General features: G+C 49.8%; 12 protein-coding genes and 1 tRNA gene. 2 read left to right on the forward strand and 11 right to left on the reverse strand.

Annotation, left to right across the window (positions count from 1 at the left end; translation table 11 throughout):
• Nucleotides 1-27: 27 nt before the first annotated feature.
• The 8 genes from EDC14_RS16840 to EDC14_RS16875 all read right to left on the reverse strand — a co-directional run bounded on the left by EDC14_RS16840 (nt 28) and on the right by EDC14_RS16875 (nt 8,763).
• Nucleotides 28-996, reverse strand: a complete 969-nt coding sequence (locus EDC14_RS16840; RefSeq protein WP_243662975.1) for an acetyl-CoA carboxylase carboxyltransferase subunit alpha — start codon at nt 994-996, stop codon at nt 28-30.
• Complete coding sequence (gene accD / locus EDC14_RS16845) at nt 986-1,882, reverse strand: acetyl-CoA carboxylase, carboxyltransferase subunit beta (RefSeq protein WP_132015473.1); 897 nt, start codon at nt 1,880-1,882, stop codon at nt 986-988. The genes EDC14_RS16840 and accD overlap by 11 nt, the downstream gene beginning before the upstream one ends.
• Before the next feature lie 101 nt (nt 1,883-1,983).
• Entirely contained in the window at nt 1,984-2,184 is a 201-nt protein-coding gene (locus tag EDC14_RS16850) for a putative signal transducing protein (protein WP_132015474.1), read from the reverse strand.
• 151 nt (nt 2,185-2,335) lie between these two features.
• The gene (gene murD / locus EDC14_RS16855; RefSeq protein ID WP_132015475.1) at nt 2,336-3,697 is read right to left on the reverse strand and encodes a UDP-N-acetylmuramoyl-L-alanine--D-glutamate ligase; all 1,362 of its coding nucleotides are present in this window, start codon (nt 3,695-3,697) and stop codon (nt 2,336-2,338) included.
• A gap of 86 nt (nt 3,698-3,783) precedes the next feature.
• Nucleotides 3,784-5,085: a metallopeptidase TldD-related protein gene (locus EDC14_RS16860; RefSeq protein WP_132015476.1), complete on the reverse strand. Its 1,302-nt coding sequence runs from the start codon at nt 5,083-5,085 to the stop codon at nt 3,784-3,786.
• 7 nt (nt 5,086-5,092) lie between these two features.
• Nucleotides 5,093-6,574: a TldD/PmbA family protein gene (locus EDC14_RS16865; RefSeq protein WP_132015477.1), complete on the reverse strand. Its 1,482-nt coding sequence runs from the start codon at nt 6,572-6,574 to the stop codon at nt 5,093-5,095.
• 101 nt (nt 6,575-6,675) lie between these two features.
• The gene (locus EDC14_RS16870; RefSeq protein WP_165908083.1) at nt 6,676-7,005 is read right to left on the reverse strand and encodes an S-adenosylmethionine decarboxylase; all 330 of its coding nucleotides are present in this window, start codon (nt 7,003-7,005) and stop codon (nt 6,676-6,678) included.
• A 162-nt stretch (nt 7,006-7,167) separates the two neighbouring features.
• Nucleotides 7,168-8,763 (reverse strand): MBL fold metallo-hydrolase RNA specificity domain-containing protein, encoded by a 1,596-nt coding sequence (locus EDC14_RS16875; RefSeq protein WP_132015479.1) that lies wholly within the window; start codon nt 8,761-8,763, stop codon nt 7,168-7,170.
• 239 nt (nt 8,764-9,002) lie between these two features.
• Here EDC14_RS16875 and EDC14_RS16880 point away from each other — a divergent pair.
• Nucleotides 9,003-9,079, forward strand: a tRNA-Pro gene (locus EDC14_RS16880).
• Nucleotides 9,080-9,609: 530 nt separating this feature from the next.
• On the opposite strand, the gene EDC14_RS16885 is transcribed toward EDC14_RS16880, so the two are convergent.
• From EDC14_RS16885 to EDC14_RS16895, 3 genes are all read right to left on the reverse strand, one after another.
• Nucleotides 9,610-10,914: a thymidine phosphorylase gene (locus EDC14_RS16885; RefSeq protein ID WP_132015480.1), complete on the reverse strand. Its 1,305-nt coding sequence runs from the start codon at nt 10,912-10,914 to the stop codon at nt 9,610-9,612.
• Nucleotides 10,915-10,934: 20 nt separating this feature from the next.
• Nucleotides 10,935-12,125, reverse strand: a complete 1,191-nt coding sequence (locus tag EDC14_RS16890) for a phosphopentomutase (protein WP_132015481.1) — start codon at nt 12,123-12,125, stop codon at nt 10,935-10,937.
• A 135-nt stretch (nt 12,126-12,260) separates the two neighbouring features.
• Nucleotides 12,261-12,908: a DedA family protein gene (locus EDC14_RS16895; RefSeq protein WP_132015482.1), complete on the reverse strand. Its 648-nt coding sequence runs from the start codon at nt 12,906-12,908 to the stop codon at nt 12,261-12,263.
• 280 nt (nt 12,909-13,188) lie between these two features.
• Between EDC14_RS16895 and EDC14_RS16900 the strand changes: the two genes are divergently transcribed.
• On the forward strand, nt 13,189-14,085 hold the full coding sequence (locus EDC14_RS16900; RefSeq protein WP_424337418.1) for a radical SAM protein: 897 nt from the start codon (nt 13,189-13,191) through the stop codon (nt 14,083-14,085).
• Nucleotides 14,086-14,131 lie beyond the last annotated feature (46 nt).

Below are 14,131 nucleotides of genomic sequence, written 5' to 3' on the forward strand. Positions count from 1 at the left end.
TGGCATCCCTATAAGCAGCGATGAATATTAATCTTCCAAATAAACGCCATAGTGACGGAAACGATTATACCGATTATCCAATAATTCAGAAGATGAAAGGTTCAGTAATGGCTTTAAATGGCTATTTATTGCCTTCTTTAAATTCATCCCGGCCTCGTTGGGGTTCTTATGAGCACCACCTAAAGGCTCGGGAATAATCTCATCGATAATCCCAAATTTTAAAAGATCGTTGGCACTTAACTTCAATGCATCTGCGGCATCCGATGCCTTCGATGCGTCTTTCCATAAAATTGAAGCACAACCCTCGGGAGAGATAACCGAGTAATAAGCGTTTTCCATCATTAAAACCCGATTGCCAACGCCTACAGCAAGTGCACCTCCGCTTCCGCCTTCACCGGTGATGACTACAATAATCGGTACGGTCAGGTTCGCCATCTCTCGAATATTTCTTGCAATCGCTTCGCCCTGCCCCCGTTCCTCCGCCTCGATGCCTGGATAGGCACCAACAACATCTACCAAACAAATAATGGGACGGTGAAATTTTTCTGCTTGATGCATTAAACGAAGCGCTTTCCGATAACCTTCGGGATGCGGTTGACCAAAATTTCGATAAATTTTTTCTTTGGTATCACGGCCTTTTTGTTGACCGATAACTGTAACTGGAATACTATCCAAATATGCAAGACCGCCGATCATTGCCGGGTCATCCCGAAACAAGCGATCTCCATGCATTTCTATGAAATCAGTAAAGATAAGTCCGACATAATCAAGAAGAGTAGGCCTTTTTGCATGCCGGGCGATTTGCACTCTTTGCCAAGGTGAAAGATTGTTATAGATGCTTAAACGCAAGGAATTGGCCTTTTCTTCAAGGACGGCTATTTGAACCGTCATATCGATGCCCTTCTCCTGCGAAAACTGTTTCAGTTCTTCTATCTGTTTTTCTAATTCCAAAACCGGCTTTTCAAATTCAAGAACCAACCCCGTATTACTCGCCAATATTTACACCACCCTTCGCATGAAACTTCAATAGTTGTACGAGAGTGGCTTTGAGATCTTTGCGTGCTACTATCATGTCAATAATTCCGTGCTCCAGCAGGAACTCCGATGTCTGGAAACCAGCAGGCAACGTTTGATGTATTGTTTGTTGGATAACCCGCGGGCCGGCAAAACCGATCAAAGCATCGGGTTCGGCAATAATTACATCCCCTAATGAAGCAAAGCTGGCAAAGACCCCGCCCATAGTCGGATCAGTCAGAACCGAAATATAAAGTGATCCAGCAGCGGATAGTTTATTCAAAGCTTGACTCGTCTTCGCCATTTGCATCAGAGATAGAATCCCTTCATGCATCCGAGCGCCGCCACCTCCGGCGGAGACCGCGATTAACGGAATTTTTTCAGCAGCAGCCAATTCAATAGCCCGCGTAATTTTTTCACCGACGACCGAACCCATAGAACCGCCTACAAATCCAAAATCAATCACAGCTAAGACGGCAGGAATTCCACCGATTAGCGACTTACCAACAATTGCGCCTTCAATTAATTCGGTTGTTTTCTGGGATTTCTTCACCTTATTTTCATAGTCAGGAAAATTCAACGGATTGACGGTTTTAAGGTTTTCATGCTCCTCATGAAAACTATCGGCATCAGCCAACAACATTAAGCGTTCTTTGGCGCCAATCCGAAAATGAAATCCGCACTTGGGACATACTTTCAGGTTTTTTTCGATATCCTTGTGGTAGGTTATTTGCGCACAACGGTTGCACTTCACCCACAAACCATCGGGAATCTCTTTTTTCTCAATCTCAACTTTGTGAGTGAAATCCGATTGATCGGTTTTGACAGTTATATATTTAGGCTTGGTCTTGAATAAGTCCTTTAACAATCAGTCCACTCCTTGTCAGTGTCCAGTTAAAGAATAATATAAATTTTTAGAAATATATCCTATCATAAAAAATTCTCGCTTCATCCTGAAAATCCTGCCAATTAAGCTTGCTGCAATGCGTTGTTAATGACCTCGGTTGCTTCTTCAATTTCAACTTCAGAGACCATAACCTCCACATTTCTCTCCTCTTTTGAAAATAGATTTGCTTCTTTAATTTTTACCAAAATTCCCTCGACCTCTAGCAATTCTTTTAGATAGCTGGCAACTCTGCGGTTAGGGGCCACATAAACTACCACCCACATGGGAACTCCTCTTTTCTAGATTATGTATCCGCAATTAAGATTCAGTCTTCAGCAGTTGATATGCATATACATTTCAAGATATATGAGCCGCTAAAGGAAGTCAATAGTTTTTTAAAAATCAAAACAAGTTTAGGAATTACGGATAACCGAATCAGTGTTTTTCCAACTCATTGACGAGCTTTTTGAAAAGGCGGCCCCGCTCCTGATAATTATTGAACATGTCGTAACTGGCACAAGCTGGTGACAACAGCACTACGTCGCCGGAAGTAGCCCTCGTTGATGCAAACGCCACTGCATCTTCCAGCCTATGGACTGATTCAATTGGAAAATCCGGTGCAATTTTTTGAACTTCTTCCTTAATTTGCGAGGCAGTGACACCTAAGACAATCAAATGTTTGCAACGCTCCGCAACCACTTTGGCGAAACGATCGAACGGCAGATGTTTATCATAGCCGCCGGCAATTAAAATCGTAGGAGCGGTCATTGCATTTAGACCCGCAATAGCGCGGTCGGGAGTCGTGGATATCGAATCGTTGTAAAACTTTACCCCATTTAGTTCGCGCACTAATTCCAGGCGATGTTCCACACCGCTAAATTCACGGGCGACTTTAGCAATGGTCTCAATGGAGACCCCTTGTAAAGTGCTGATTAAAGCAGCTGCTAAAATATTCTCGATATTATGATCTCCAAGTAAACGGAGCTGATCCCGTATGGCAATGACCTCTGATTGACCATTTAAGCGGACTATTAACTCTGTACCGTTTAAAAAGGCCCCTTCATCCAGGAGTTTCTTGCGGCTGAAAAAGAATAATCTTCCCTTTACGGATGAAGCTAGTTCTCTCGTAATATCGTTGTCATAGTTTAAAATCGCAATTCTATCGGGAGATTGAAAACGTAGAATGTTAGCCTTGGCTCCTATGTATTCAGCCATCGATGCATGCATATCCAGATGATTAGGAGTAATGTTGGTAATAAGAGCACAGTCCGGACTTTGAGTCAAGTCTTGAAGTTGAAAACTGCTTAATTCCAAAATAACACGGGAATCGGTCGTCATTTCAGGTAAGAAATCCAATAATGAGCAGCCAATATTTCCACCAATATAGGTGTTTGGAAAATCGGCCTTTACCATGAGCCCGGTTAATGTGGTTGTCGTAGTTTTACCGCTGCTTCCAGTGATACCGATGATCCTGCCTGGGCATTTACGAAGAAAAAGCTCCATTTCACTGCTGAAAACGGCTCCTTCCGCTTTCGCGCGTAACAATTCCGGCAAGTCTTTTTTCATTCCTGGAGTTACAAATATGATATCAAAATCCCGTAATTGCTCTAAATAATCAGGGCCGAGACAATAATTCACCTTCAATCCGGTTAATTGAGATACATACTTTTCTAAACCCGCGGCTTCTTTTTTATCGAATACGAAAACATTGGCCTTTTCGTTAACTAAATACCGTATTAATGGTGTATTGCTGACACCCAAACCGATAACGGCTATTTTTTTATTCTCATACTCCATCCAACCGGCCTCCTATAATTCATCCCAAAAAATTTCGACGATAAATCCTACTCTCCTGCCGACGAATGGTAACTTGACGTCTTTTCTCAAATGGTTGCCGAAGCTAAAAAAGAATACCCCGGATTGTCCTCGTCGGAGATTTTTCCGAAATAACTGTCCTCGGCCGCTAACGATTTCAAAAAATCGCCATTGATGACTGCCTTGACCTTTCCAAGGACGGCCCCGTTCTCAACCAGCAGGCATTGATCAGCGGTCAAGGAAAAGCTGCCCGAGCTTGAATCTTGAGTGTGCATACCCAAAACGGAATACACAATGAGACCTCTTTCAGTATTTTTTATCAGCTGTTCCCATTCTGGAACTGCTAAGCCCGTTTTGATGAAAAAGCCCCGGCCTCCGGCAACGACCGGGGTTGGCGGGAAACCCGTTTTTTTAGCATATTTTAAACCGAGAATCGGCGTGCGAAGCCTCCCATGTTCAATCAATTCGATCTGGCCCCCGGGTACCCCTTCGGAAGTGCACAAATAAGAAAACGCCCGTAAGGGTTGGAGAGTATCGAGCACCAACGAAAGGTCATTCCGTAAAACCATTCGGTTTTCTTTAAAATCATCAAGCGAAAACCGGCTTTGTCGGTTCACCACCAGACTCCCGTAAAGATTCGAAATTAAAAACTGGCTCAGAAACGATTCAAAAACTTCGGGCGGAAACAACAAGCGGATTTCCCCGGAAAAATTGGTTGAAACCGTATTGTCCAGCAGCTTGCCGATACGGGCGGTATTTTGAATTATTGCTTCAATCTTGTCCTCCGCCGGCCAGAACTTTTCCTGAAAAGACTCGCCATAACTATTGTTCACCTCGAAATAGAATTCCACGGGGGTTTGGCGATATTCCAATGAAAAACCGGCAGAATTCTTCATTACACGAGTACTATGAAAACAGCGGACTTTCCCGTTAATTTTGCGGAGCCCGGCAGCGCTTAATTTCCGCAGGCCGGTTTCGAGGAGGCGAAACGGTTGCGAATTGTCCCGGTCCACGATATGTTCAACCGCCGAGTCCGCCAGATCGACTTGAGGAACTTCCTTCGGGGTATACAAAGAAACACCTTCGGGGTCGGAATAGGCAGCGGTCTTCCAATTGTTCATATACTCATCAAAACTCTCCGTCACTTGAGAATCGAGTTTGCCCGAACTATAGCGTTGGTTTTTCCAATATAAAAAAATTTCCCCCGAAATACTCCGCTTATAACTAGGGGCTGAATAAGGTCCTCCGATCCGGTTGTCTTTCAGACCAACCTCCAAACCTCGAGTGTCGTGGAGATCAAACCGCCATTCCGTCAAATCGGAATCTCTCTTCTGATAGCTGGTCAAAATATCGGCAAGCTGCTCCGCCAAGATCAAATTATTCTCCTCCGATCATAATTTCTGGATTTTGGTTAATCATGAGAAAATAATGGGAACCTCCGCAACTTGGGACTCCTTGCCCCATCTTGCCGCAAGTGCCCATGGCGTCGATTTGCAACGGCCCGATGGCGGCGCTGACGGAATCCAGGACAGACAGTACTTTCCCACTGAATATAGCCGGTTTGTACAGGACCGGAGTTTCGGATAAGGCATAAATTCCCGAACAATGAAACACAAAATCGCCAAAGGCCGGATTGACTTGTCCGCCTTGAAAGCCCGTTAAATAAAGCACCTTTTCCTGGGGTTCGATCAACTTATGCCGGACCAGGAAATGGTACAAGTCAGCCGGAGTTATCGCTTCAAAATCTCCCGCCATCGGCAGCGCGTTTTCATATTCGATCCGAATATTGGTCATCCGCGCAATCGGCAACGAGAAAAAGCTCTCGACCCGTTCCGCCCCGGTAAGCGCCACTCCCGCACGTCTGGCCGAAAAAACATCGGATAATCCGGCGCTAAGTTTTCCATGATCCACAATTTTCACGGTTTTTCGCTCAATTCCCATGGCGCTGACGGGTTGATACGCATAATCCCCTTCAATCGGCCCATCGATGATCGATAGATGTTCATTCGCGACCTTGAGGCCGACTTTGAGCCGACCGTCCTCCCCCAGAATCGAACTTTCGAGCGCGTCGGTCTCCGCCGCATGACCAAAGGCTTCATGAGCCAACCCTTTGGCCAAGGCATAATCGATGACCAGCTTATAGTTGCCGCTTTTCAATTTGGGGGCGCCCAGCAACTCCAAAGCCAAACGCGCTGCCTTGTGCGCCCGGGAGCGTAACCGTTCGAGGCTCTCCGCTTCGATGATGATACCCAAATCGGTCCCGGGAAGATTGGCATAGGCGGTGGCGGTATCCGTCGCAGATTTGGCAGTGATCGAATGGTACAGAAATGACCGGGGGGTATTAAAAGAAACATCCGTCCCGTCGGAACGGGCGATCCGCCATTCTTCGGCGCTCAACCTCAAGATAGTCCGCACCGACAGCCGCTCATCCATGTCGGTGAGTTCCCGGTTGATCGCCTTGACTTTCGCTTCAACATTTTCCAAGCTGATGCTACCCAGAGGATGACGCTCGGTGATGGTAACTTTTTTCTGAAGCGGTTCCAACTGAAAAACTTCCTGATTGGATTCACTGCTATAGAATTGGCCCTGGTCCGCCAGAAACGCCGCTTTATGAAACAGCTCGACCGCGATGGCCTCGCTGATTTGGTCGGATGCGGCGAAGCCCATATACCCTTGGGGCGAAATCACCTGGATTCCGACTCCGGCCGTCGTGGCGGTGCTCACCTCTTCCGTTTTGCCGTTATTGATGTGGAGAGCCAGATCTTTACGGTACTGGATCCGCAGCACAAAATAAAAGTCTTTGGCCGCAGCTTCAGTGCGTATTCGATGGATAATTCCGCTATATTGGTCAACTTTCATGAGGTCCTCGCTACTGATAAATTTTGGCTTTCGCAATTATGCTGCGCTTCAAGTTTTAGGTTTATGCGAATTTTTAGGGTTTAATCCTTAAGAATAGCGCTTTAATTCAGATGTTCAGCCCGCAAACGAGACTCGGTGGCTAATACTTGCGGCCGGAAGAGATCGATCAATGCCTCGCTGAATTGTTCGATTTCTTGGCGCGGTTGCCACCAAAACACATCGATGGTTAAAAACTTTTGTACGGAAAAGACCTGGATCAAAATGAAGCAATCGTCAAACTCCCCACTGATCCGGGTTCCTTCAGGTTTGAACGTTTGAAAGACCCATTGGATGTTGATAATGCCGTCAGAGTTCGTGATGCGGCGAATTTCGGACATAAATTCAGTAGGATTGTTCCATAATTCATTCTGACAAAAATATAAATCCGCCATCAAATGTCTCCCGAAGCCCGCCTTCATACCCGACAACCCGCTCCCTTCAGCCTTCATAGCACATCATATGATTCGGAAGAGACTACGGGTATCAGATTTGAAAAAAATCGTTTTACCCCTCGAACGGCAAATTCTCAGTGGGGCTCGCCCAATTTTTACGGCTTAAGCGGGTTGCCTCAAAAGTTCCTCCAACTCCGAGAGTTCCTGCTTCAATTGTTCGACCTGGGCGTGTATCTTCTTCCTGTCGGCAGAAGGGCCTTCCGTCCGGAGAGCCAGGATCAGGTGCTCAAGGTCGGTAAGTTTTCGATCAAACGCAAAATTATTCAATGCCGCGACTGTACGCTGTTCTTTCAGTTCGGCGCCGGCTTTCAATTCAAAACGATCGCCCCACCGAGGAATAAAAGTCGCAACCGGAAACCGATCGCGGATCGCCCGCTCCAAGTCCGCTTGGGCCTGATTTTCCCCATGAACGAGGAACAAACCGCGGGGCTGCCGTTGAAATCCTTGCAGCCACTCCAGGAGGCCATTTTGGTCGGCATGCGCCGAAAAGCCGCCGATGGAATGAATTTGAGCCTGAACCGTCAGCTGTTCCCCCATGATCTTTACGACTTTGGCACCCTCCAATAAACGGCGGCCCAAAGTCCCTTCGGCCTGGTATCCGACAAAGAGGATGTGCGATTGGGGCCGCCACAAATTGTGTTTCAAATGGTGCAAGATCCGGCCCGCTTCACACATGCCGCTGGCCGAGATGATGATGGCGCCCCGGGCGGTCTCATTCAGCTTTTTCGACTCCTCGGTCGTGCGCACGAAATGAAGATTGCCGAACTCAAAAGGGCTTTCCTTGGCCGCGAACAACCCTCTGGTTTCGGCATCATAACAATCGGGATTATTCCGGTAAATCTCGGTGATCGAGACCGCCATCGGGCTGTCGATATAGACCGGGACTTTGGGAATCTCCCCCCGGTAAAAGAGCATCTTCAAGTGGTACAGCAGATCTTGGGTCCGTCCGATGGCAAAAGCCGGAATGATCAAATTTCCCTGAGAGTGGACTGTTTCCAGCACAATCTGGCGCAATTTTTCAATCCGTTCCGGGCCCGGTTCATGAAGACGGTTGCCATAGGTCGATTCCATTAGTACATAGTCAGCATCACGGACAAATTCCGGGTCTTGGATGATGGGCTGGTTGTTTTGGCCCAGATCACCCGAGAAGGCCACTTTGGTAGTTCGCCCGTTTTCTTCCACCCAGATTTCGGCTATCGCCGAACCCAGAATATGGCCGGCGTCCAAAAAATTGATCCGAATTCCGGGAACAGGCTCAAAACGCTGGCGATAACTCTGCGGCCGCAGCAAGGCGCCGGTACTCAGGGCGTCGTTCGCCGTATAGAGCGGTTCCGTTAATGGTTCGCCGGTGCGTGACCGTTTCCGGTTGCGCCATTCCGCTTCCATCTCTTGAATATGCCCGGAATCGGCCATCACTATCTTGCAGATTTCGGCCGTAGCCTTGGTGGCGTATATCGGCCCCTTGAATCCCCTCAGCCATAGTTTGGGAAGCAGCCCGCAATGGTCGACATGGGCATGGGTCAGCACCACAAAGTCCAGCGCGGCCGGATTGAATAGAAAATCCTTCTCATTGAGCTGACGAAGCTCTTTGGTTCCCTGGAACATGCCGCAATCAATCAAAAAGCGGTAACGTTCCGTCTCCACCAGATACGAAGAGCCGGTAACCGTGCCGGCGGCACCACAAAATGTAATCCACATTGGCATTCCTCCTTGCCCGTCTACTTGTCCTCAAGACAAAAACCAACCCCATCGCTTTCATCCGGAATTCCGCAACTGAAACGTCCATGAGAGAGGGATAACTTTTTATAGTATCGCATATTCAACGCGGAAACGGAATAGTTTCTCAATAGTTTTCCAGCTTACTGCATTTTCCGTAAAAAAATTTACGATTTTCTTTTGACAAACCCGCTACTCTTTGCTATAATAAATCCGTTGTCCGGGGTGTGGCTCAGCTTGGTAGAGCGTTCGGTTCGGGACCGAAAGGCCGGAGGTTCAAATCCTCTCACCCCGACCATGAAAGAAAGTGAGAAAGCCTATAAAGGGCTTTTTTATTTTATCGTCATTTTTTCTCCGCCCCTGAGAAGTTTTCCTTCCAAGAACCCCTATTTTCCGAACCGAACCATTCGGCCAAAATCCATCAAAGCTCTTAAGGACTCGGGTTGGTTTTCCCGACCCAATACCCAAAGGATTACCATGAACCGCCAGAACCTTTCGACCTTCCGCTCAGGCCGACGGAGGAACCGCCGAAGCGATCGGAAACCCTTCCGGAGCCCAAAGCAAACCTTCCAAAGGCTTCGGAAGCCCTGCCAAAGCCTCCGGCCGACCTGCCGGAATGGAGCGCCGAGGCGCCCGAGACACGGGCGGAATTTCCCAAGACCGCGGCGGTCCTTCCGGAGGAGCGAGCCGCCATTCGCAGAATGTTAGGAAGGTCACGGAAATAAATTCCAGCTTTCCAAGGAAGGATATAAAAAACCAAAGCTATCTTTTTTTAACGCCCTCGAGAGACAGCTTTGGTTTTCCTCTAGAAATTCCTTTACATTCCGATCAGGAAATCACAGCGGCGATCAATGGCTGTTTCGCAACTGGTTTTGATGCGAGATGAATCGCGTTCAAAACCTCCCGGGCGGCCCGGGCGGCCACGTCGGGACTCGCAGCGTGGACCTCCCCCAGTACCGATTGCGGGGTTAACCGATCGCCGACTTTCACCTTTAGTGTAAGACCGACTTCGGGACGGATCACATCATCCAGTCTGGCGCGGCCGGCGCCCAGGGTCATGGCGGTCAATCCCAAAGCGCGGCAATCCACCCTTTCCACCCATCCCTCGCCCGGAAAGACTACTTCCTGGATGAAGGGCGCGGCGGCCAGCCGTTCCGGGTGGTCCAATGACTCGGGAGCGCCGCCCTGAGCCGCTACCATCTCGCGGAACTTGGCGAAGGCTTTTCCGGATCGGAGCATCTCCAGGGCGAGCTCCTTGCCTTGCTCCGGACCGTCCGCCTTTTCGCCCAGCCAGATCATATACCCGCCCAAAATGGAACAGAGTTCCGTCAGATCGGCCGGACCCTGGTTCTGCAGGGTGGCTATGGCTTCGGCCACTTCGAGGCTGTTGCCAATGGCGTTGCCCAACGGCTGATTCATGTCACTGAGAACGGCGATGAAGCGGCGCCCGGCCCGCTTGCCGATTTCGACCATCGTCCGGGCCAGCTCGACCGCTTTGTCATACTGGCTCATGAAGGCGCCGTCGCCAAATTTGACGTCCAGGACGACGGCATCGGCTCCGGCCGCCAGTTTTTTGGATACGATACTGCTGGCGATGAGCGGAATGCTCTCGACGGTGGCGGTGACATCGCGCAAGCCGTAAAGCTTCTTGTCAGCCGGGACCAGATTTCCCGTCTGACCCGCCAAGGCAATGCCGATCCGGCTCACTTGAGCCAGAAAAGCGTCGCGATTCAGCGCGGTGCTGACTCCCGGAAGCGATTCCAGCTTGTCGAGGGTCCCGCCGGTATGGCCCAGGCCCCGGCCGGACATTTTGGCCACCGGCACGCCGGCGGCGGCGACCATGGGCAGCAAGACCAGGCTGGTCTTATCCCCCACGCCTCCGGTACTATGTTTATCGACCTTGATGCCGGGGATCGCAGAGAGGTCGACCACCGCTCCGGAATGCGCCATCTCCAGCGTGAGCGCGGTGCATTCCTCAAAAGTCATCCCTTGAAAATAAACCGCCATACACCAAGCGCTCATCTGATAGTCGGGAATCGTTCCATCGACAAACCCCTGAATCAAGAAATGAATCTCTGCGGCGGTTAACTCCCCGCCTTCTCTTTTCTTCCAGATCAAATCGACCGTGCGCATGGAAGCGTCGCTCCTCCGTTTTATTCCGGTTTCGCCAAAGCATTTTGGATCAGTGAGGCAAACTCCTCGCCCACCGGCCAAGGCCCGACGCCAAACCACTGGCAAATGGTCGCGGCGATGTCCGCAAAGGTGGCGCGGGTTCCGAGAGCCAGCGTCTCCGGGAGATCGGGACCGAATAACAATAACGGCGTATATTCGCGGGAATGGTCGGTGCTTGGAGTCGTCGGGTCGCCGCCATGATCCCCGGTGATGATCAGGACATCGCCCCGGCGCAAGCGGGGCACATGAGCGCCCAGCCAGGCGTCCACTTCCGTCAACGCCTTGGCAAAGCCGTTCGGATCGTTGCGATGGCCATAGAGCATGTCAAAGTCGATACAATTGGCGAAGACCAGTCCCTTAAAATCGCGTTCCAGTAATTCGCTGAGAAACGCCAAGGTCTCCTGATTATTATGCGTATGGTTGGAATCGGTCAAGCCCTGCCAACTGAAGATGTCTTCCAACTTGCCCACGCCGAAAACGGTGAAACCGTTCTCTTTTAAGCGGTCCAACACGGTCGGGGCAATCGGTTTGAGCGAAAAATCCTTTCGTCCCGCGGTGCGATAGAAGGCGCCCGGCTCGCCCCGGAACGGGCGGGCGATGACCCGGCCCACTCCCGAGTCGCCTTGGAGGATCCCTCTGGCAATCTCACAGTCCCGATAGAGTTCGTCGAGGGGAACCAACTCTTCATGGGCGGCAATCTGGAATACACTGTCCGCCGAGGTATAGACGATCAATGCCCCCGTTCGCAGGTGTTCGGCGCCGAGTTCCGCGATGATCGCCGTCCCCGAAGCGGCTTTATTGCCGATGACCGGACGGCCGGTCAATCGAATGAATTCATCCAGAATGGACGCTGGGAAACCTTCCGGGAAAACCGGAAACGGCTTCGGCAAGATGATGCCGGCCATTTCCCAATGGCCTGTGGTCGTATCCTTCCCCGCCGAGCGCTCGGCGAGTTTTCCATAAACCCCGGTCTTCACCGCGGCTGAAACACCCGGAATGGTGGTTAGGCGGCCCAAACCGGCCCGCTCCAGATTGGGCAGGTATAATCCACCGACCGCTTGGGCGGTGTGGCCCAAGGTATTGCTGCCCTGGTCGCCATACAGGCCGGCATCGGGCAATTCACCCACGCCCACGCCGTCCAGGACTACCAAGAAAACCCGTTGAATCTCCATGGATATTCTCCTATGATCCGTAGTTTTATTGACCGGAACGAAAGCCTCCGCCTTGTTTCCGGAAACATTCTCACACGCGTCAATTTCTCTCAAGTATATGAGCCCAATGTTTTCATTGCCCCACCATTGAGGAAATTAGCTCTGCTTCTTTTGGCGTTGTTGATTCAAGACTTCGATGGCGGCCGGCAGCAAGGAGATCAAAACGATCGCCAACACCGTCAGGGCAAAGTTCTGCTTGATAAACGGCAGGTTGCCAAAGAAATACCCTCCGCAAGTTAACAACGAAATCCAAAACAGCCCTCCCAGAAAACTGTAAAGAAAGAACCGCCAATAGGTCATCCGGGCAATGCCGGCGATAAACGGTGCAAAGGTCCGAATCACCGGGACAAAGCGGGCGATGGTAATCATCTTTCCGCCATGCCGTTCGTAAAATTGATGAGCCCTGTCCAGATACTTCCGGTTTAAAAAACGAGAACGTTCTTTCTGAAATACTTTGGGCCCGATGAAATAACCAGCCCAGTAATTGACGGTATCGCCGGAGAGCGTCGCCGACAACAGCACCGGGAAAAGGATATCCATCTTGAGCACGCCCGCTGCGGCTAACGCCCCGAGGGCAAATAAAAGCGAGTCCCCCGGCAAAAATGGTGTTATCACCAAACCGGTCTCACAAAAGATGATCAAAAACAGGATAACATACAGCCATGCACCATATTCCTGAGCCAGCAAATTCAGATGGTCGTCCAGGTGAAATATTAAATCGCCAAAGTTTTGTACGTATTCCATTCATGCTCCCATTTGAAATCTTTCCGGAGATAATTAACAAACACTCATCCGCTGCAAAAGTTTTTCAATCATCCTTTCCATCCGAAAAAGCCGTCTGTCAAGGCCACCGATTGAACTTTTTATATCAAGGAAAAAATATCGCAACTCATCCGGGCGTTTCAAGTAACTTATCATGATTCTCAAAAGATTTCGCCTTTTTTAGAAAGCTTCCTGCCTTTAAAACATTTTTTATACTATAATAAGAGAGATTCAATGTTTGAAGCCTGGGGGTTTCATGAATTTGGAAGCATTAGCCCATTGCCGTTTATGCCCTAGAAACTGTGGAGCCGATCGGGAGAGCGGCGCTACCGGATATTGCGGTGCCGATGCCAATCTGAGGATAGCCCGGATCGGCCTGCATCATTGGGAGGAACCCATTATCTCCGGAAACAACGGTTCCGGTACGATCTTCTTTTCCGGCTGTAACCTCCGGTGCGTCTTCTGCCAAAACGCTCCGATCAGCCACAATGGGTTTGGAAAAAATCTATCGATCGAGGCTCTAGCGGTGAAACTTCTGGAGCTTGAATCGCGAGGGGCTCATAATATCAATCTGGTTACTGCCGGGCACTTCGCACCCCAAGTGGCGGAAACGATCCGGCAAGCCCGTTCCCTGGGGCTTGCAATCCCAATCGTCTATAACTCCTCGGGGTATGAAAGTCTTGCGTCTTTCCATTTATTGAAAGGCCTTATCGATGTCTATCTTCCGGATTTAAAATTCGCCGACCCCGAATTGAGTAATCGTTACGCCCATGCCCCGGATTACCCAACCGTAGCTCAAGCCGCGATTCTGGAAATGGTCCGGCAATGCGGCCCGGTGGTTTTGGATGAACGAGGACTCATCCGTTCCGGAGTGGTGGTCCGGCATCTCATTCTTCCGGGTGCCGTGGCGGACTCTAAACAATGTTTGCAATGGATGAAGCAGCATCTGCCCAAAGGAGTATATGTCAGCCTGATGGCGCAATATCTGCCTTTGTCTTCCTTGCGACTCCCGCCGGAGTTAAATCGAAAACTGACCCAGACCGAATATGATGCAGTCCTCGATGAACTCTTTTCCCTGGGTTTGGAAGATGGTTTTGTCCAGGAACTGGATTCAGCCGATGAAGCCTATATTCCTGATTTTGATTTGACTGGTGTCTGATAGTCCTCAAAAAAACAAAAACCGTCACGCTCGACGGTCTTTTCAG

This window comes from Hydrogenispora ethanolica (genome assembly GCF_004340685.1).
GTDB classification, from domain to species: Bacteria; Bacillota; UBA4882; order UBA8346; family UBA8346; genus Hydrogenispora; species Hydrogenispora ethanolica.